Origin of the sequence: Citrobacter sp. Cu096 (assembly GCF_030332285.1) — a bacterium.
In the GTDB taxonomy this organism is placed as follows: Bacteria; Pseudomonadota; Gammaproteobacteria; order Enterobacterales; family Enterobacteriaceae; genus Citrobacter; species Citrobacter meridianamericanus.
In genome coordinates, this window is sequence record NZ_JAOWID010000001.1 from 24278 (window position 1) to 45732 (window position 21455).

The 21455-nt window shown below is 53.2% G+C and carries 6 protein-coding genes and 1 other RNA gene; 6 read left to right on the plus strand and 1 reads right to left on the minus strand.

What is annotated here, in order from left to right; translation table 11 throughout:
• The first annotated feature begins 374 nt into the window (after positions 1 to 374).
• The 6 genes from OGX99_RS00140 (at position 375) to OGX99_RS00165 (ending at position 18373) form a co-directional block, all read left to right on the plus strand.
• On the plus strand, positions 375 to 11627 hold the full coding sequence (locus OGX99_RS00140) for a BapA/Bap/LapF family large adhesin (RefSeq protein WP_286542225.1): 11253 nt from the start codon (positions 375 to 377) through the stop codon (positions 11625 to 11627).
• A 100-nt stretch (positions 11628 to 11727) separates the two neighbouring features.
• Positions 11728 to 13137 carry a TolC family outer membrane protein gene (locus OGX99_RS00145; protein WP_151218121.1) on the plus strand — a complete coding sequence of 470 codons (1410 nt, stop codon included), beginning with the start codon at positions 11728 to 11730 and terminating at the stop codon, positions 13135 to 13137.
• On the plus strand, positions 13134 to 15320 hold the full coding sequence (locus tag OGX99_RS00150) for a type I secretion system permease/ATPase (protein WP_286542228.1): 2187 nt from the start codon (positions 13134 to 13136) through the stop codon (positions 15318 to 15320). Before OGX99_RS00145 ends, OGX99_RS00150 begins: the two co-directional genes overlap by 4 nt.
• Before the next feature lie 7 nt (positions 15321 to 15327).
• On the plus strand, positions 15328 to 16491 hold the full coding sequence (locus OGX99_RS00155) for a beta-barrel domain-containing protein (protein WP_151218389.1): 1164 nt from the start codon (positions 15328 to 15330) through the stop codon (positions 16489 to 16491).
• Positions 16492 to 16563: 72 nt separating this feature from the next.
• Positions 16564 to 16927: a transfer-messenger RNA gene (gene ssrA, locus OGX99_RS00160) on the plus strand.
• A 204-nt stretch (positions 16928 to 17131) separates the two neighbouring features.
• Positions 17132 to 18373, plus strand: a complete 1242-nt coding sequence (locus OGX99_RS00165) for an integrase (protein ID WP_123829870.1) — start codon at positions 17132 to 17134, stop codon at positions 18371 to 18373.
• Positions 18374 to 18838: 465 nt separating this feature from the next.
• On the opposite strand, the gene OGX99_RS00170 is transcribed toward OGX99_RS00165, so the two are convergent.
• Positions 18839 to 21454 carry a GAP1-N1 domain-containing protein gene (locus OGX99_RS00170; RefSeq protein ID WP_193162613.1) on the minus strand — a complete coding sequence of 872 codons (2616 nt, stop codon included), beginning with the start codon at positions 21452 to 21454 and terminating at the stop codon, positions 18839 to 18841.
• Position 21455: the final 1 nt, after the last annotated feature.

A 21455-nucleotide genomic window follows, 5' to 3' on the forward strand; every position in this document is an offset into this window, starting at 1 on the left:
TTTTATTGAATAACACTATTATTACTGGCGTTTATTATATTATATAAAATCCAAATAAAGACAATTAATACAACAGGTTAACAAGTAAACCTCCGTTAAAATCATACTGGAAAGAATCCTTTTCAAATGACTAAATAGTTTTTTAAAATGGATAAGTTGCAGAATAGTTTCTTTCTGACTATATCATCTAATACGAAAGAACTATTCAGCCAAAAGGGCCCAAACGCAATACGTCAATAAAATAACATCTGCTTAACCTAATCAATGTAATTACATGTGTAAATTCATTTTTATGATGAACCGGGCCCCTGTCTGCTCATTTTCCCAGCGCTGTTGCGGATTAATACTCCCGGCATGCCATCAGGAGTGAACATATGCGTCTACTCGCCGTTGTATCAAAATTAACTGGCGTTTCCACAAATGTTGAAACCTCTGAAGTTACGCTCAGTTCACCTTCTATAGTGAAACTGTCGGTGTCGCGTGAGGAAGTAAGCCAACTGACACGCGTTAATCAGGATCTGGTTGTCACACTCCGTTCAGGTGAAACCATCACCATTAAAAACTTCTACGTCGGAAAAGGTGATGCGCAAAACCAGCTTGTTCTGGAAGACAGCAATGGCGCGCTGTGGTGGGTCCAGGATACCGATGGCGCTTTCCACTTCCAGCATTTAGACGATCTCACTCCTCTGATGACAGCCGAAGGTGGTCATGAAGGTGGAGCTGTCTGGCCCTGGGTTCTTGGTGGGATCGCGGTTGCTGGTGGAATAGGCCTTGCTGCAGGAGGCGGTGGCGGTGGTGGCAGCGGTGGGAGTGATAACAATGCCGGAAACGGTAATAGTGGCAACGGCAACGGCAATGGCAATGGCAATGGCAATGGCAATGGTGATGGTGATGGTGATGGTAACGGCGATGGCGGCACTCCGCCAACGACAACACCTAACATACCAGGCGTGCCCGTTATTACCAGCGTAATCGATAATCAGGAGCTGATTACAGGTCCTGTCAATCAACAGGAATCTACCAACGATAATACGCCTACTCTCCAGGGCACCGGCCCCGCTAATGCCACCTTACATATTTTTGATAACGGTGTCGAAATAGGCCAGGTCACTATCGATGCCAACGGCAACTGGTCGTTTACGCCATCATCTCCGCTCGCGGACGGTACCCACCAGTTTACCGTCAGCGCCTCAGACAGTACGGGCAGCAGTGGAATGTCGGACAGTTGGGAAATTACTGTTGATACGCTTGCCCCCGACGCCCCTGTAGCGACAGAAGTCGCTGATGATTTTGGTTCAATCACCGGTCTTATCGCCAATAATGGCGTAACCGACGATGCCACACCAACGATCACTGGCACCGGCGAAGCAGGCAGTTTCATTAGTGTATCTGATAACGGTATTCTGATAGGCATGGTCCAGGTGGATGACAATGGTTTCTGGACGTTTACACCGGACACGCCGCTCAGCGACGGTGTTCACAACCTGACGCTGACGCAAACAGATGCCGCAGGTAACGTGAGCGCGCAAACAACCGTGCCAACATTTACCGTTGATACGACTCCGCCTGCAGCCGCGATCATTTCTTCCATTAATCCGGAAGGTACAACGGTAACCGGTAGCGCGGAAGCTGGAAGCCTGGTCATTATCATCGGCAGTAATAATCAGGTTTTAGGTTCTACAACGGTCGATCACACCGGCAATTTCTCCATCGCGATTTCACCGTCACAGACGCACGGAGAAGCGCTGATCGCGAAGATCCAGGATCAGGCAGGTAATATCGGGCCAAATACGTCCTTCAATGCCACCAATTCAGGCTACCCGGGCGTACCCATTATCGTCAGCGTTATGGATGATGTCGCCCCCTCAACCGGGCCATTGAGCAACAATCAGGCCACCAATGACCCGACGCCCACGCTCTCAGGTATCGCAGACGCCAACAGCACGGTAAACATTTATAACAATGGCAGCCTGCTGGCGAGCGTTACTGCTGATGCTAACGGAAACTGGAACTGGGCTTCGCCAACCAACCTGCCTGATGGTCCTCACGCCTTTACCGTCGATGCAACGAACGCATCAGGAACCGGAGGAATGTCGGCAGCATTCACTATCAACATTGACACACAACCACCGTTGCCACCGGATGATCTGAGTGTATCCGCTGATGGCACTGTCGTCACCGGAACCACCGAGCCCGGCAATACCGTGGTTATCACCGACGCTGGCAATAATCCTATCGGCAACGGTGTCGCCGGACCCGATGGCACATTTTCTATCACTATTAACCCGCCGCAGACCAATGGCGAAACCATTACCGCTGTCGCTACAGACCCGGCAGGAAACCTAAGCCCATCGGAAACGGCGCTCGCGCCAGACATCACGGCCCCGCAGCCGCCTGCTAATCTGGTGATTAATCCCACTGGCGATCAAGTGACCGGCACCGCAGAACCCAACAGTACGGTGCATATCCTGGCTCCCGGCGGCGCGATTATTGGAACAGCAACCGCAGGCTCAGGTGGGAGTTTCACCGCCACGCTGGTTCCACCACAGACCAATGGAGAACATCTCGTCGCCAACGCGACGGACGCGGCAGGTAATACCAGCGCCAACAGCCCAGTTACCGCACCGGATACCACAGCGCCTGATGCGCCAACTGGCGTCACCGTCTCAGGAGACGGCAGTTCTGTGAGTGGACATGCTGAAGCGGGGAGCACCGTCACCGTCAAAGACAGCAACGGTAACCAGATTGGCGTAGGCCAGGCTGACAGCGGCGGCAACTTCGCCGTGTCTATAACACCGTCGCAAAAGAACGGCGAAATGGTAAACGTCACCGCAACGGACAGCAGCAATAACGAGAGTCTGCCGACTTCCGCGTTGGCGCCGGATATCACCGCCCCCGACACCCCGATCATTACCGCCGTGACGGATGACCAGCCCATGTATCAGGGCCCTCTCAATAACGGCGACGTCACCAACGATAGCAAGCCTAAACTGGAAGGCACCGCCGAAGCGGGTTCTCAGGTCAAAATTTACGATAACGGCACCCTGCTAACAACCATTACCGCTGATATCAACGGTAACTGGAACTATACACCCACCTCTGCGTTGGGCCAGGGGGCGCACGTATTTACAGTGACGGCAACCGATGCCGCCAACAATACCAGCAGCGCGGCAAGCTGGAAAATCATTGTCGATAGCATCGCGCCGACAGCACCCGCCATTACATTGGTGAACGATGATGTCGGGACGATAACCGGCAATGTCGCCAACAATGGCGGCATCACCAATGACAACACGCCGACGATTTCAGGTACCGGTGAACCCGGTTCGTTGGTCAGTTTGTTTGATAATGGCGTTTTGCTAAATACTGTCCTGGTCACCAGTTCCGGCACATGGCGCTATACGGTGCCGGATAGCGCTCCACTCACTGATCGGGTGCATAATTTCACTGTATCGGCCACGGACATGGCAGGTAACGTCACCACCTCACCAATCGTGGTGTCTGTTACGGTGGATACGCAAGCGCCCGCCGCACCTGTCATTGTCAGTATGACGGATGATGTCGGTAGCATCCAAAGCGATCTGCTCACCAACAAGAGTACGGACGATACTCTGCCAAAACTGAACGGTACGGGGGTTGCAGGTTCAACCGTCACGCTCTATGACGGTACGACGCCTGTTGGCAGCGTGGTAGTGCCGCCTGGAGGTAACTGGAGCATCCAGTTGACTCAACCGCTAAGCGAAGGGCCACACACTCTGACAGCCGTGGCGACGGATGCCGCAGGTAATGCCAGCGCGCCGGGAAGCTTTACGTTAACCATTGATACCACCCCACCAGCGGCTCCGGTGATTACCGTCGGTGAAGGACTCGTGGGCAACACCACCGTTGCTCTGGCGAACGGCGGTAGTACGAAAAGTACCGCACCGGCCCTCTCCGGTACGGGTGAGCCGGGCGCAACCATTACTATTTTTGACAATAACGCCAGTATTGGTATCGCCACCGTTCAGCCAAATGGCACCTGGACATTTACCCCGGACCCCGTACTCATAGAGGGTCCACACAAATTTACCGCCACGGCAACTGACGCTGCAGGTAATACGGGGATCCCATCGGCTAGTTTCACTCTGACGGTAGACAACACGCCTCCCGCTCAGCCTGGTGCCCCCATCATTACTGACGATGCGGCTCCGGTAACGGGTGTGGTCACAAATGGCAATACCAACGACACCACGCCAACCTTTAGCGGTACCGGCACGGCTGGTGATGTGATCTCGGTGTATCTCGACGGCAGTACCACGCCGCTGGGCACCACAAAAGTTGGCGCAGATGGCACCTGGAGCTTTACGCCAACCACACCTATTAATCCGGATACTTATCAGGTTACCGTTACCGCAACCGATCCAGCGGGCAACGTCAGCCAGGCTTCGACTCCTGTTACCCTGAACATTGATATTACCCCTCCCGCAACGCCCACAATCCTTGCCGCAAATGACGACGTAGGCGCTGTTCAGGGAGACATCGCAGCAAACGGCACTACCGATGACAGCACACCAACTGTGCGCGGAACCGGCGAAAGCGGCTCGATCATTACGCTGTATAACGGCACGACGGTTATCGGCACCACCACCGTCGTGAATGGTTTGTGGAGCATCACGCCGACGATGGCGCTGCCCAATGGCACCTACACGCTGACGGCGGTCGCCACCGATGCCGCTGGCAACCCCAGCAACGCATCAAATAGCATCTCGTTTACGGTGAATTCGACGCCGCTTACCGCCCCGCTGGTGACAGATATCGAGGATAACGTCGGCGTGATTACCGGTACACTCGGCAGTGGCAGCGTGACGGACGATCTCTCACCGACCGTCAGCGGTACCGGAACGCCGGGTAGTACGATCCTAATCTATGATAATGGCAATCCCATCCCGCTGATCATCACAATGGTGGGAGCCGATGGTAAGTGGAGCGTGGACGTCCCACTCTCGGCCAACGTGAAACACACGCTGACCTTTGGCGCGCAGGATGCAGCAGGTAATAGCCTCCCGGCGGCCAACCCGATCGTTATAACAACCGATACGCAAGCGCCGGGCGCCCCCGCTGTAGACACCATAGATAATAGCGGTACGCTGGTGAGCGGGACAGCCGAACCGGGCAGCACCGTCATCATCAGAAACGGTACAACGGTGCTGGGCCAGGCCGTCGCAGATAGCATTACCGGCGCTTACACCGTCACAATTTCACCGGCACAGACGGCGGGTGAATCATTGAACGCAATTGCCCAGGATCCAGCGGGTAACCAAAGCGGAGAAACACCGTTTACCGCCTCAATCTCGGGCCTTCCGCATCCGCCAACTCTGCAAATTATCGACGATGTTGCCCCCGGAACAGGCGATATTGGCAACGGGAAAACCACCAATGACACGCAGCCAACCTTACAAGGCGTGGCAACCGCCGGAGCTGATGTAAATATCTACCAAAACGGGCTCCTGCTGACCACCGTCCCGGCTGACGCGAGTACCGGTGCCTGGAGCTACACCCTCCCCACCGCGCTGGCAGACGGCACAACCTGGAGCTACGCTGTGTCGCAAACGGTGGGAAATGACACCAGCGGCAAGTCGCCAAACTATGTCATTACTATCGATACCACCGCGCCGCTTGCGCCGAGCATCACCGCCGTTACTGATGACGTCGCCCCAGTAACGGGCAACGTCGGCAGTGGACAAAGCACCAACGACGCGCGTCCAACACTGAGTGGTTCAGGCGAGATTGGCGCGACCATTACGGTTTATGACGGTGGCGTATCCATCGGTACCACTACCGTTAACAGCAGCGGAAACTGGAGCTTTACCCCGCAGAACGCCCTGAATGACGGCTCTCATACTTTCACCGTACGCGCCACCGACGCCGCCGGAAATCAGGGGCTCGCATCAGCCCCCTATCCGATAACGGTTGATACAGGCCTACCTTCAGCACCGGTCATTGTGTCGGTAACCGATGATGTAGGTGTAACATCCACGCTCATTTCCGGGCAGACAACCAACGATAATACGCCAACCCTGGCAGGTACCACCGAAGCCAATAGCCTGGTCACTCTTCGCGATAACGGCACGGTGATTGGCACCACCACCAGCGACGGAAGCGGCAACTGGAGCTTTACGCCTTCTCCGGCACTCGGCGAAGGCAATCACGCGTTGACCGCCACGGTCACGGACGCTGCTGGCAACGTTAGCCCGGCGACATCGCCGTTCTCGCTGTTGGTCGACACACTCCCGCCAGCAGTACCAACGATTGTGTCAGTCATCGACGATCAGCCGGGAAGCACGCTGTTGACCAACGGCCAACTGACTAATGATGCCCAACCCACTCTGAGTGGCACGACCGAAGCTAATGCTATTGTCACCATTCGTAGTAACGGAACGATCATTGGCACCGCAAATGCCGATGGCTCCGGTAGCTGGAGCTTCACCCCAACAAACGCGCTGGCGCAGGGGGAAAATATCTTTACGGTGACCGCGACGGATGCAGCGGGCAACACCAGCGGAGCTTCTGCCTCGTTCACCGTTTTAGTCGATTCGATTGCGCCGACAGCACCGATAATTCTGACCGTTCAGGACAACACAGCCCCGACAACCGGGCCTATCTCTAACGGGCAAATCAGTAACGAAAGTCGCCCGGCGCTCAGCGGTACGGGTGAAGTTGGCGCGACCATTACTGTCCTGAGCGATGGCCAACCCATTGGCACCACTATCGTCGGCGCGGGTGGAACCTGGAGCTTTACACCCTCAGCAGCGTTAGGTAACGGCCTGCATACGCTGACCGCCACGGCGACAGATAGCGCAGGCAATACCAGCCTTCCTTCAGGTGGCTTTACCTACACCGTCGACACGCTGGCACCGACAGCACCAGCTATTACTCAGGCCGCCGATGATTTCGGGTCGCAGCAAGGGAACTTAACCAACGGTCAGTCAACGGATGACGCACGCCCCGCCTTGAGCGGCACGGCCGAAGCCAATGCCACGGTGAGAATTTACGATAACGGAGCGTTTATCGGTTTAACCACAGCAGATGGCACGGGCGCCTGGAGCTTCACGCCGGGAACCGCGCTTGGCAACGGGAATCACACGCTGACAGCGACAGCAACCGACGCGGCTGGAAACGTAAGCCCAACGTCCGCTGGATTTAACATCGTTGTTGATACCGTGGCCCCGCTAGCGCCAACAATTATCCAGGCTTTTGATGACGTACTGCCAGGTACCGGAACGCTGTCGAACGGTGCTTACACCAATGATACCCGTCCCGTACTGAACGGTTCGGCGGAAGCCGGTGCCCGGATAACTATCTACGATAATGGCACGCTGCTGGCAACAGTAACTGCGGCGATAGACGGCAGCTGGGAATATCTGCCGGCTACGCTGAGCAACGGTCAGCACGTGTTTACTGCTATCGCCGCCGATGCCGCCGGGAACGTGAGCCCCATATCAGGCGGGTTTACTCTTAATGTCGACACCATTGCGCCTTCCGTCCCGCTGCTGGTCTCAGTGGTAGATGATGTCGCAGGCGGCGTGTTCAATGCGGCGCTCAGCAACGGACAACTGACCAATGATGCACGCCCGACTCTAAACGGTACCGCTGAGGCAGGCAGCACTGTCAGCATCTATGACGGCAGCACCCTGCTGGGCACGGCGCTGGTGCAAAGCAATAACAGCTGGTCGTTCACCCCCACCACACCACTGGCGAATGGATCGCACACGTTCACCGTCACCGCCACCGATGCGGCGGGCAACACCAGCGGTGCGACGGCAGGCTTTAACGTGGTGGTCGACACCACGGCACCGGCGCAGCCTTCAATCAGCAATATTATTGACGATGTTGGACCAAACACGGGGGCGATTGGCAGTAATCAGCCAACCAACGACGCACGCCCAACGTTAAACGGCACCACCGAGGCCAACGCGCGGGTCGATATTTATGATAATGGCACCTTTGTCACCAGCGTGACAGCGGACGGCAGCGGCAACTGGAGCTACACCCCGGCTACCGCACTGGCACAAGGTACCCACTCGTTTACCATCACCGCAACGGACAGTGCGGGGAATACCAGTGGTACATCGTCTGCGGCAGCGATTGTGGTCGATACCGTCGCCCCGGGCATCCCTACGGGGCTGGCGGTCAACGCCAACGGCACCACGCTTACTGGCATTGCCGAACCAAACAGCACGGTCATTATTACCTCCAGCGGCGGAACGGTGATCGGTACGGCAACCGCCAACGGCTCCGGTAATTTCACTTTCACGCTGAACCCACCCCAAATCAGTGGGCAAACGCTGCTGGTTAGCGCACAGGACGCCGCAGGCAACATCGGCACGGCGGGTAACGTGCTCGCACCGTTTACCGGCGTACCGCCTGCGCCGGTTATTGCCAGCGTGTTCGATGACGTCGGCACGATCACGGGGCTGGTCGCGGCCGGAAAAACCACCAATGATACCCTGCCTACGCTCAGCGGAACGGCACAGGCTAACGCCATCATCAATCTGTACAACAATGGCGCGCTCATGGGCACTACGACCGCAGACGGTAACGGGCTCTGGAGCTTTACGCCATCCGGCGCGCTCAGCGAAGGCAGCCACGCGTTTACCGCCACGGCAACAAACGTCAACGGCGCAAGCGGGTTGTCCAGTTCGTTCAGCGTGATTGTGGATACCACGCCACCGACCGCGCCAACGATACTGATCAGCGCCGATGGCGGTACCGTCAGCGGCGTCGCCGAAGCGGGAAGCACGGTCACCATCTCTCTACCCGGCGGCACCAGCGTGACAGCAATCGCCAACGGCAGCGGTGTTTACAGCGTCAACCTGCCGGTTCGCCAGATTGAAGGGCAGTCGCTGTCCGCCACGGCAACCGATGCAGCGGGAAATACCTCATCACCAACAAGCGCTATCGCGCCGGTATTGCCGCTGCTGGCTGAAGACAATGTCACCAGTCTGCCACTACAAACCGATGTGATCGTCAGCACCGAGCATCAAAGCGATTATGGCTTCCTGTTGGTTAATGCGCTGGGAAATGTCGCCAACGTGCTGGGGAACGATACAGCAGCCGTCAATTTCAGCATCGCCCCTGGCGGCAGCGGATCCATTACGATCAATGCCGCCGCCACCGGCGTGGTCCTGTCGCTGCTGAGCACCATGGAAATTGTCATCCAGCGCTTTGACACCGCGCTGAATGCCTGGGTAACGGTGGTGGATACCGGTAAACCAGACTTTGCCAGCCTGCTCACCCTGGGCGCCTCAGGGGTTACGCTCAATTACGGCGGACTGACTGGTGGTGATTACCGTGTGGTCAGCTACAACACCAACCTGCTGGCTACCGGGGCATACACCAGCCTTGATGTCTCGGTGGTGAAAGCCAGCGCAGGGACCATCATTGGCGGTACCACAGAATCCGGCAACATCATCACGGATACCGATCCCGCTAACGGGCAAGATAATGCACCTTCCGGCACGCTGGTCACCGCCGTTACTGACGGTAACGGCAACGTCGTGAACGTCCCGGCGGGCGGCATTGATGTGCAGGGGAAATACGGCATTCTGCATATCAACCAGAATGGTAGCTACACCTATACCCTGACCAATACGTCAATCTCAGTGTATGGACGTTCCGAAAGCTTCACCTACACGCTAACGCATGGCAGCGATCACTCCTCGGCAAAACTGGTGGTCACGCTGGGTCAGGCCCCAACCACCAGTACGGTAACGGCGGCAGACGATGTGGCTGCGCTGACTTACGGGACGCAGGTTATCGCAGTTGATCATGGCTCATCCCAACAAACCGGCTTCACCCTCGCCAGCGTTGGGCTCGGCAATGTGCTGGACGTGAGTCTTGTCAACGGTCTGACTAACCCGATTAAGTTCAACGTTGACGATGGCGCAACCCGCACGTTAACCGTCAAGGCCAGCGTTCTTGGCGTAACGGTGGGCGGTTTTGATCTCTATGTTTATCGTTTCAACGAATCTATTCAGCAGTATGAACAGTTCCGCGTGAAGCCCAATTGGGTCACGGCGCTGTTGGGTGGCAACTCAACGGACTACACCATCACCCTGCCGGGCGGTGACTATCTGTTCCTGCTTAACGCTTCCGGCGGCCTGACGCTGCTGACCGGCTATACCCTGAATATTCTGGCCGATCATACCTACGCCGTTGACAGCCTGAGTGCGGCAACCAATGGAAATCTGCTGGCCAACGACTCGGCTCCGGCTAATAGCGTTATCACCGAAGTGAACGGTGTCACCGTGAATGGGACGGGCACGACCACGATTAATGGGCAGTACGGCACGCTGACTATTGATGCAAAAGGGAACTATACCTACACGCTGAAAAGCGGACTGGGCGCAGATGGTATCAACACGCCGGACAGCTTCGTGTATAAGGTCAGGACACCAAATGGCGATACCGGCAGCGCGTCACTGAACATTACAGCAACCCCGCAGGCGCTGGATGCCGTAAACGACATCAGCAGTCAAATGGCAGTCACCACGCAGGCGGATACTTCCCGGTCGTTCACCGATAGCAGCGTTGGGAGTGCCAGCTGGAACGCCCAACTCCTTTCACCTACCTCACAAAATGGTACCGGCGTCATTGAGGTCGCGACGGGAACGGCGGTGCAAAACGCCATACTGCATTTTAACGTTGCTTCAGGTCTGACGCTGGGCGGGCTAACCGTCACCTGGGCGCTGTATGACAGCAACAACGTCAAGGTTGCCGGCAGCTCATTCAATGGTGGATTACTGGTTGGCGGCAATATCGATATTGCCCTGAGCGGGGTAGTGCTGCACCCCGGCAACTATCGCCTCGACTACACCGGCAGCGTCGGGGCTCTGGGGGTGGGGAATATCACCATCACCCCCAGCGTAAAAGGCACGATAATCGACCTGCAGAACTTCGAGACTTCCGCAGCAAACAGCGTCACTGGCAATATTTATGACGGAGACCATATTGCCAGCGTACATACCCTGCTGACGGTGAACGGCACGGGCGGTAGCACCGCCACGCTGGATCCGCTGAGCAGCACGACCAGCGCCATCATTAACGGGCTATACGGCAAACTGACCATTGGAATTGATGGTCATTACACCTACGTCCTCAACAGCGATGTCTCACTCTCCACCATCATCACCAAAGAGACATTTACCTACACCCTTAACGACCAGAATGGTCATACCGATACCGCAACGCTAACTATCAACATGAATCCGCAGGTGGTGAGCACCGTCGATGCCGATCGTTTTACCGGCAGTGTCTACGGCGATACGCTGATTTATCACCTGCTTAATGCCAACGACGCTACCGGTGGTAACGTTGGCAATGTTGGCGTTGGACCTACCGACACCTGGACCAACTTCTCGCTGGCCCAGGGCGACAAAATCGATATCGGCGACCTGCTGGTGGGCTGGAACGGACAGAACGCGACGCTCGGTAACTACCTCACCGTGACCACTAACGGTAACAACACGGTAATTGCCATCGACCGCGACGGTACGGGCAACACTTATCACTCAACCAATCTCATAACGCTGGAGAACGTACACACCACGCTCGATGAGCTGGTGCAACAAAATCACATTGTGCCCTGACGTTAACGTATAGCGTTAAAGCGCCATAACTACAGCCCCGGATGCCATGACGTCCGGGGCAATAACAGTCGTCGCTGCCGTATTTTGTAAGGGATAATCTATGAGAAATGTCGCGCCTGTTGCCTTGCTGCTGGCATTAACGCTCTGTGCCATGCGGGTGAATGCCGAAGATGAACCGCAAATTATTACGCCGGAAGGTCTGGCCACCAGCCAGATGCTTCCCTCGCTGGACGGCGCGGTTGCCGATCTGCCGCTTAGTGCCGCCGCTCCCGGCAGCCTGACGCTCAATGACGCGGTGAGTCGCGCCGTGAGCTGGCATCCTTCTATTCGTGAATCCATCGGCAAGCTGCTCTCACAAAATGAGCAGATCGACGTGGCGAAATCAAAATATTATCCGCAGGTTTCTGCCGGAATGAACAACGGTTACAGCAATACTTACACCGACCACGGCTTTAGCCCGGCGCTGGTTATTTCGGTGTCGCAAATGCTGTACGACTTCGGCAAAGTGGCAAGCCAGGTCCGCGCTGAAACTGCCGGAGCCGCACAACAGCAGGCGAATGTGCTACTCAGTATTGATACCATCGCTCATGCCACCGCCAATGCGATAGTCCAGGTGCAGACGTGGCAGCAAATGGTGGACGCCGCCGAAGAGCAACTTAACGCCCTGAACGGCATTGGCCGACTGACCCGCCAGCGTAATGATGAAGGGGCAACCTCACTGTCGGACGTGGTGCAAACCGATGCGCGTATTGAGTCCGCACGTTCTCAACTGGCCCAGTATCAAGCCAATCTCGACAGCAGCAAGGCAACGCTGATGAGCTTCCTTGGCTGGAACTCGCTTAACGGCATCAGCAATGAATTCCCGGTCAAACTGGACAGCAGTTGTGATGTAGTCAAACCAGAAGATAAACTGGTTCCTGCGGTGTTGGCGGCATGGGCGCAGGCGAATGTGGCGCAGGCAAACCTCGACTACGCCAACGCGCAGATGACGCCCACCATCTCTCTGGAGCCTTCGGTTCAGCACTATCTCAACGACAAATACCCCAGCCATGAGGTACTCGACAAAACCCAGTATTCTGCATGGGTAAAAGTTGAAATGCCGCTGTATCAGGGAGGCGGACTCACCGCCAGACGCAACGCCGCCAGCCACGCGGTAGAGTCTGCACAATACTCCATCCAGCGCACCCGACTTGAAGTACGACAGAAATTACTTGAGTCCCGTAGCCAGGCAATGAGCCTCGCCACCGCCCTGCAGATTCTGCGTCGCCAACAGCGGTTGAGCGAACAAACGCGCGAGCTTTATCAACAGCAATATCTGGACCTTGGTTCGCGTCCACTGCTCGACGTGCTTAACGCTGAGCAGGAGGTATATCAGGCCCGTTTTGCCGAACTTCAGACTCAAAATCAGCTGCGCCAGCTACAGCTGAACTGCCTTTATAACACCGGCTCACTTCGTCAGGCGTTCGCCTTAAATAACCGCAGCATTCAATCGGTGGAGATCACGCTATGAGCGACGTCGATTCACATGCTAAAGATGCGATTAGTGAACACGCCCTGAGCCAGTGGGCGCAGGCGATGACGCATATTGCCAGCCACTATCGCGTTACCTGTTCGCCAGGCGCAATCCAGGCCAACGCCCCGTGGTTTGCAGGAAAAAGTCGGGCGATGGCTCTGTCACAGCTGGCGCGGCAGTCGGGACTGTCATTTCATGCGCTGGATACTGCTGCACAGGCGTTCGGTCAGTGGCGTTTACCAGTGATAGCGGAACTGCGCGACGGCCAACTGATGGTGATAGAACATTTCAACGGTGAAGATGTCCTGGATGTTTTTATCATCGCCGATGAGGGCCTGCGTAACCGACTCGCGGTTGCAGAACTTTTGCCAGAGATCGTAAGCATTACCGCACTGCGTCCGCTGTCGGCGCTGAAGGATAGTCGGGTTGACCGCTATATTTCGCGCTTCAAGCCCGACTGGATGCGCGAACTGGTATTACAGGACATCCGCCCTTACCTGCCGGTCATGATTGCCGCCTTTCTGATTAACGTCCTGTCGCTCGCCGGGATTATCTTTTCGATGCAGGTTTATGACCGGGTAATCCCCGCCCAGTCTTATCCAACGCTGTATGTTCTCTCCACCGGCGTTCTGGTCGCAGTGCTGTTTGGCTTTTTGCTGCGCGAAGCGCGTACCCACATAATGGACCTGCTCGGCAAACGCGCCGATATGCGCATTTCCGATCGCGTGTTTAGCCACGCCTTGCGGCTGCGCAACAGCGCCGTCCCCCGTTCGACAGGGAGCTTTATTTCTCAACTCCGCGAGCTGGAGCAGGTTCGTGAGATGATCACTTCCTCGACTATGTCGACCATTGTCGATCTGCCGTTTTTCTTTCTGTTTATCGTAGTGCTGGCCTGTATTGCCCCGCCACTAGCGTGGATAGCCCCCGTCGCTGCCTTGTTGATGATTCTGCCTGGCTTGCTGTTACAGAAAAAGCTGGCAGTGCTTGCCAACCAGGCTGCGCATGAATCCACTCTGCGCAACGCGGTGCTGGTCGAGAGCGTTCAGGGGCTGGAAGACATCAAGCTGATGCAGGCGGAAAACCGCTTTTTACAGCAGTGGAACAGCTATATCCGTATTACAGGAGAGTCAGGGCTGCGCACGCGTAAGCTGACTCAGGGGCTAATTGGCTGGGGCATGTCGGTGCAAAGCCTGGTCTACGCCGCCATCATTATGCTCGGCGCGCCGATGGTCATTGAAGGTACGATGACGACCGGGGCCGTGGTGGCGGCATCGATGCTCGGTTCCAGAATGATTGCCCCAATGGCTAACCTGTGCGGTGTGCTGGCCCGCTGGCAACAGGTGAAGGCGGCGAAGGTGGGGTTGGACAGCATCATGCAGCTCCCCACCGAAACGCAGTACGATGAAGACCGCGTGCATCAGGAGACTTTTCACGGCCATTATCTGTTTGAAAACGCACACTTCCGCTACCACAGCGACGATCAGCGCGTTCCACTGCGGATCTCGCGTCTGGAGGTCATGCCCGGCGAACGGGTGGCGATCCTCGGGCGTAACGGCGCCGGAAAATCAACGCTGCTACAGGCCATGGCAGGTGGCGTGGAGATTATCCAGGGTGATGTCCGGCTCGATAACCTGAGCCTGGCACAAATCGACATGGCCGATTTACGCCGTAACATCGGTTTTCTCAGCCAGAATGCGCGACTGTTTTTCGGTACCTTGCGCGAGAACCTGACCCTCGGCGCACCGCATGCCAGCGAGGCACAGATCTTCGACGCGCTGGAGGTCAGCGGCGCGGCGGCTTTCGTTAAACAGCTCGCCAAAGGACTAGCGCATCCTATTATGGAAGGCGGCAGCGGTTTATCCGGCGGCCAACGGCAGTCGATCCTGCTGGCAAGAATGCTGCTGCGCTCACCCAATATTGTGCTGCTCGACGAACCCAGCGCCTCGTTAGATGAACATACCGAACGGGAGTTTATTCAGCGCCTGAACCTGTGGCTGGGCAACCGCACATTGATTGTTGCAACCCATCGCGTTCCGGTTCTGGAACTGGTCGAACGCGTGGTGGTGTTGAAAGAAGGCCAACTGGTCATGGATGCCCCGAAAGCGCAGGCGTTGAATGCGAGCCGGGCACCTGCCCCAACTCACGGTCGGGAGTGGAAAAATGAAAACCAATCCGCATGACGCCGCCATGGACGACCTCGATATTCGCCGCGAGCACCGTTTTTCCGGGGCCAGCCGCATTATTCTGCTCAGCACGCTACTGTTTGCTGTCCTGGGGATCTGGGCGTATTTCGGCAAGCTGGATGAAGTCTCGACCGGCAGCGGGAAAGTGATCCCCAGCTCGCGTGAACAGGTCTTGCAGTCACTGGATGGCGGTATTCTCGCCGAGCTGACAGTCCGTGAGGGAGATAAAGTTCAGGCCAATCAAATTGTGGCGCGCCTCGACCCCACCCGTTCGGAGTCCAACGTTGGGGAAAGCGCCGCCCGCTATCGTGCCTCGCTGGCTTCCAGCGCAAGGCTCAATGCCGAAGTTAACGATCTGCCACTGGTCTTTCCCGATTCACTACGCGCCTGGCCGGAACTTATCGCTTCCGAAACGCGTTTGTATAAAAGCCGTCGCGCGCAGCTTGCTGATTCTATGGCGGAGCTACAGGATGCGCTGGTTTCGGTAAATAAAGAACTGGCCATTACTCAGCGGCTGGAGAAAAGCGGTGCCGCCAGCCACGTAGAAGTGCTGCGCCTGCAACGCCAAAAAAGCGATCTGGGATTAAAAATCACCGACCTGCGCTCGCAATACTTCGTGCAGGCACGGGAAGCACTGTCAAAAGCCAACGCCGAAGTGGATATGCTGGCGGCTATTTTAAAAGGTCGAGAGGATTCCGTGACCCGCCTGACCGTGCGCGCGCCGATGCGCGGTATTGTAAAAAATATCCAGGTCACCACCATTGGCGGCGTTATTCCGCCTAACGGCGAGATGATGGAGATTGTACCGCTGGACGATCATCTGCTGATAGAAACCCGCCTGTCTCCGCGCGATATCGCGTTCATCCACCCCGGGCAGCGGGCGCTGGTGAAGATAACCGCCTATGATTACGCTATTTACGGCGGTCTGGAAGGCGTAGTCGAAACCATCTCCCCGGACACCATCCAGGACAAAGTGAAACCAGAAATTTTCTACTACCGCGTGTTTATCCGTACCCATCAGGACTTCTTGCAGAACAAACTCGGACGCCATTTCTCCATCGTACCGGGCATGATTGCTACCGTGGATATAAAAACAGGTGAAAAAACCATCGTCGACTATTTAATCAAACCATTTAATCGTGCAAAAGAAGCACTGCGCGAGCGGTAAATCCTTGAGGATTAGGGGTTGCAGGGGCTGGTCACGCGTGTCACAAGTCTGTTATACTTGCTCTCACACATTGGGGCTGATTCTGGATTCGACGGGATTCGCGAAACCCAAGGTGCATGCCGAGGGGCGGTTGGCCTCGTAAAAAGCCGCAAAAAAATAGTCGCAAACGACGAAAACTACGCTTTAGCAGCTTAATAACCTGCTCTGAGCCCTCTCTCCCTAGCTTCCGCTCTTAAGACGGGGATCAAAGAGAGGTCAAACCCAAAAGAGATCGCGTGGAGGCCCTGCCTGGGGTTGAAGCGTTAAATCTAATCAGGCTAGTCTGGTAGTGGCGTGTCTGTCCGCAGGTGCCAGGCGAATGTAAAGACTGACTAAGCATGTAGTACCGAGGATGTAGGAATTTCGGACGCGGGTTCAACTCCCGCCAGCTCCACCAAAATTCTCCATCGGTGATTACCAGAGTCATCCGATGAAGTCCTAAGAGCCCGCACGGCGCAAGCCTTGCGGGCTTTTTTGTGCCCTCAATTTGTCCCGCGAAGTCTGATGCCAACTAATTAAATCCGATCCTTTTAGGCACCTTGTTAGGCACCTCATAAAGCATTATTGTTTTTGAGGTGCCTAAAACTATGGAAACCCGGCAATGGCAAGACAAACTAAACCTCTATCCGTGAAGGAAATCGAATCCGCCAAACCCAAAGAAGCGGACTACGTTCTCTATGATGGTGATGGCCTTGAGCTACTCATCAAATCCAGCGGGAGTAAAATCTGGCAGTTTCGCTACATTCGCCCTGTCACGAAGAAACGAGCGAAGAAGAGCATAGGCCCCTACCCGTCAGTTACCCTTGCCGATGCCAGAAACTACCGGGCAGAGTCACGCTCTCTCCTGGCGAAACAAATCGATCCACAGGAACATCAGCAAGAACAACTTCGCAGTTCGCTTGAAGCTAAAACCAATACTTTCCAGCTCGTGGCTGAACGATGGTGGAATGTGAAGAAAGCCAGCGTGACAGAGGACTATGCCGACGATATCTGGCGCTCTCTTGAAAGAGATGTCTTTCCTGCAATTGGCGACGTTAGCGTTACAGATATTAAAGCTCACACACTGGTTCAGGCCGTCCAACCAGTTCAGGCCAGAGGAGCACTGGAAACCGTTCGTCGCCTGTGCCAACGCATTAATGAGGTCATGATCTACGCCCAAAACACAGGGCTTATTGATGCTGTTCCCAGCGTTAATATCGGTAAAGCCTTCGAGAAGCCTCAGAAAAAGAACATGCCCAGCATTCGACCGGATCAGCTACCTCAACTGATGCAGACAATGCGAACAGCCAGCATTAGCCTTTCCACACGCTGCCTGTTCATGTGGCAACTTCTTACTATTACCCGCCCTGCCGAAGCTGCTGAAGCTCGCTGGGAAGAGGTAGACATGGAAGCCCGAGAGTGGAAGATTCCTGCAGCACGCATGAAAATGAACCGTGACCATACTGTTCCATTGTCAGATGAAGCGATTGCGATATTGGAGATGATGAAGCCGTTAAGTGGAAATCGAGAATTTATCTTTCCCAGCCGCATCAAGCCAAACCAGCCAATGAACAGTCAGACCGTTAACGCATCGCTAAAACGCGCAGGTTTTGGTGGAGTGCTCGTTTCGCATGGGCTGAGATCAATTGCCAGCACGGCTCTTAATGAACAAGGCTTTCCGCCGGATGTTATTGAGGCAGCACTTGCTCATGTGGATAAGAATGAGGTTCGGCGTGCTTATAACCGCAGTGACTATCTTGAGCAACGTCGTCCCATGATGCAATGGTGGGCTGATTTCGTGTGTAACGCCGGCAATGGGAGCATTCTTGAAAACGGTAAAATAGAGTTAAAACTTGTAGTCTGAGTTTCTAGCTGGATTGGTTTTATTGGCAAGTTTTTCCAAGTAAAAGTGCATTTGCTCAAACCTACACTGCAGATTTCGTAGATAAATCACAATAAAATCTGACAGTCTGGTTTGAGCAAAAAGTGGAAGTTACAATTGAATTGCCAACTGGTCTTCGGGAAAAGGTATGTGAGGCTTTGAGGATTGCATCAGAAAAACGTAGATAAGGGAAGCTTATGGAGAAGGGAAAAGCAACCAGACGTCAACAGAAAAGTACTGGTGCAGTCAGAAAAAGTAAATGACGCTTTATGTTTCCCCCGCTACATCTGCTACGTATAGCGGATGTAGCGGGGGTCAGAGATAGATGAGTAGGTTATTTATTTCAAATCACAGGTCGATCATATCTCAGATTAGGGACAAGTAAAATTTTATTATAGGCTCACCCCTCTTCTTTCAGGAAACGCATATACCTTATAAACTATTTTTCTACTCATGAAGAAACTCAGCAATAATACGTTTCACATGAATTTGCCTATCAGCATCAAGTCGTTCAAGGTCACTCTCAATTTTATATAAATATTTTTCCCCTCCGTAAGATTGCGCCACTCGCTTAAGTATTTTAAATTCTTCCTGACACAAACACGCTGTTAGAGCTAGATCTCCCGGGTTCCATGATGAAGACATAAAAGCCTCAACAAGTTCATTTCGAGCAGTCTTACAACGATCCCAATCGAAGAAGGAGAAAATATTAAAACGTTCCGAAAAATCATTGGCTCTTGATAATTCTTTATAAATAATTGGGAATAATACAGATATCATCAATGAAACAGGTTTATATCGAGCATTAAGCAACGATGGGATGAGGGTGATCGCCGCATCAATTAACGCTGGATAGGAAACCTCTTGAGCATCAAACATAAGTCTGGCACAAGCATTATTTGCATCCTCATTTAAATAGCTGACTTGCCTCATACGCAGCATATTCGCTATTTCGTTAACCACATATAATATTTTTTGACGAATCAATGTTTGAGATTGTTCCAGTACAATTACATTTCGACTGGCTAGTTCAGAATTAATCTCTCTCTCTAGTGCGTTATAAACAATCCATTTTGGGTCAAGATCATGCCCAATAACATTCAGCAGCATGGACAAAATCACTACATCATTCTCAAAACGATTACGTAGACATCTACCTAATGCATATTTTGCGATCAAAAGCTTATGGTCGTTATTGACTTCTGAAATCACAACCTGAACAATCCTGACATATATATTTATAGGAACGATGTCTTGTAATGCAGCTCTTTCAAGTATGTCGAGATCATTTTTCGTCAGACGTTCGGCTATGCTTTCACTAATCTTGATATTGGATAATAGCTTAACAAATTGTTGTTCATTCGCACGGCGGATGACATTTGCTAAAATTATTGATGACGATTTTTCAGATAAACTTGTTTCGCCAAGCAGCCAAAGCACATCATCTACAGTAGGGTTAATCGTCTGAGCCAGCAATGCTTGTGCCCGTGGAGAACTGTCTTTTGAAATTAATACATTACGGACCTCAGGAATTCCCTCAATATCTCGAGCACGGTTAATTAGCGCCATACTAATTTTTTTAGACTGAAAGTCATTGGTATTTTTCAACCAAACAAGTTCGTCTGAAATCTCACATATATCAAGACTACTTATGATGGGAAGAGCGACAGGAAGATGACGATCTTCAATCAGAAAAGGAAGCAAAATCATCCCAATTTTAAATGAAAGTGATTTATCTATCTCTGATAATACGAGTCCAGTGAAATGGATTAATTCATCATCACTAATAATTTTTTCTGCAAGCCCATCGCCTAATAAAACTAAATTGGCAAATATATTTACAGGTACGCTTAAAAGTACTTTCTTGACCATTGTACTAGGGCTTTTACCAAGCCCTGATGCGATCCCTGGCACTAAATTATTAATGACATCATCAGAATTAACTTGCTTTATCAGGTTAATTACACCCTCTGGATCTTTTTCAGATAAATACATAGCTAGATTATTGACAGCAATTATACAATCAGCCATGTCACGCCCCATAGTTTTTCTGGTCAGCGCACCTGCAAATTCCCAAGCATCCTTTTCAGGTAGATTATTTTTGACCGAATTAACAACATCAAGTAAGCGTGGTGTTAACAATGCCATAGCATGTTCACCGTTTACCATTCCAGAATTAGCGATATCAAGCAGACCTAAAAATGCTGTTGGTGTTTGTTCCAGCTTATCAAAGAGTTCATCCCAGAGAAGAGCGATACGGAGTACAGAAACATTTTCAGCTTCATTGTTATTTATAAGTTTGAACGCATTTTTTGACAATAGTCTCGGTATTGACTCCTCAAAAACACGACGAACGATCACTTTTGTCCATCGATGCCGTGCTGCCGGTAGTAAACGCCCGTCTACACGACGTCCTGGCCAGTCGGAGAAGCGAGCTTTTGCGTTAGAAGGCGAAAAAACAAGATCTAAATCACGCCCCATTATCTTTCTGGGAGATAACGCAAACGTTGAAAAGGTGAATTTTTGTCTGATATTTGGCCACAGGGCGACAAGTAAATGTAATGCGATTTGTTCAGGTTTTGGTGCATCAAATATAACTACTGGCTTAGGCTCTTCAAGAAAAAGAGCCTCAAGCAACTCGGATGCATTAAAACCCGAAATGGGTGGAAGTGTTTCCGTTACTAGTTCCTTTTCCTTACACTGGACAAGAACCGCTTCTATTTCGGATGGTAATTCTGAAGAATCAAGCAGCTCAAGAATAGCGCTAAGCGGAGGTGTATTAGCCCATACATTGGCATCAACTAGTAAACTTTTAGTTCTAACACAACCTGCTCTAGGAACACTATGATCCTGCCAGGTTCTTGCAATTACATAATAGGTCCCGCTAGGTAGCGGATAAGCCGTTAGGTAAGGTTCAAATTGTTCCTTTGGACGTAGGGGGCCAGCTACATCGGAGAGACGATCCACAGTTGCCTGATCTTCTTTAGAAAGCAATATAGAAGATGCCAGAAGTTGATGACCTTTACGGTATCCGTGTATCTGTATATTAATGGTAATAACCATT

Coding starts and splice junctions, on each gene's coding strand:
- OGX99_RS00150 (WP_286542228.1), top strand. CDS start 13,134: ATGAGCGACGTCGATTCACATGCTAAAGATGCGATTAGTGAACACGCC.
- OGX99_RS00145 (WP_151218121.1), top strand. CDS start 11,728: ATGAGAAATGTCGCGCCTGTTGCCTTGCTGCTGGCATTAACGCTCTGT.
- OGX99_RS00170 (WP_193162613.1), bottom strand. CDS start 21,454: ATGGTTATTACCATTAATATACAGATACACGGATACCGTAAAGGTCAT.
- OGX99_RS00155 (WP_151218389.1), top strand. CDS start 15,328: ATGGACGACCTCGATATTCGCCGCGAGCACCGTTTTTCCGGGGCCAGC.
- OGX99_RS00165 (WP_123829870.1), top strand. CDS start 17,132: ATGGCAAGACAAACTAAACCTCTATCCGTGAAGGAAATCGAATCCGCC.
- OGX99_RS00140 (WP_286542225.1), top strand. CDS start 375: ATGCGTCTACTCGCCGTTGTATCAAAATTAACTGGCGTTTCCACAAAT.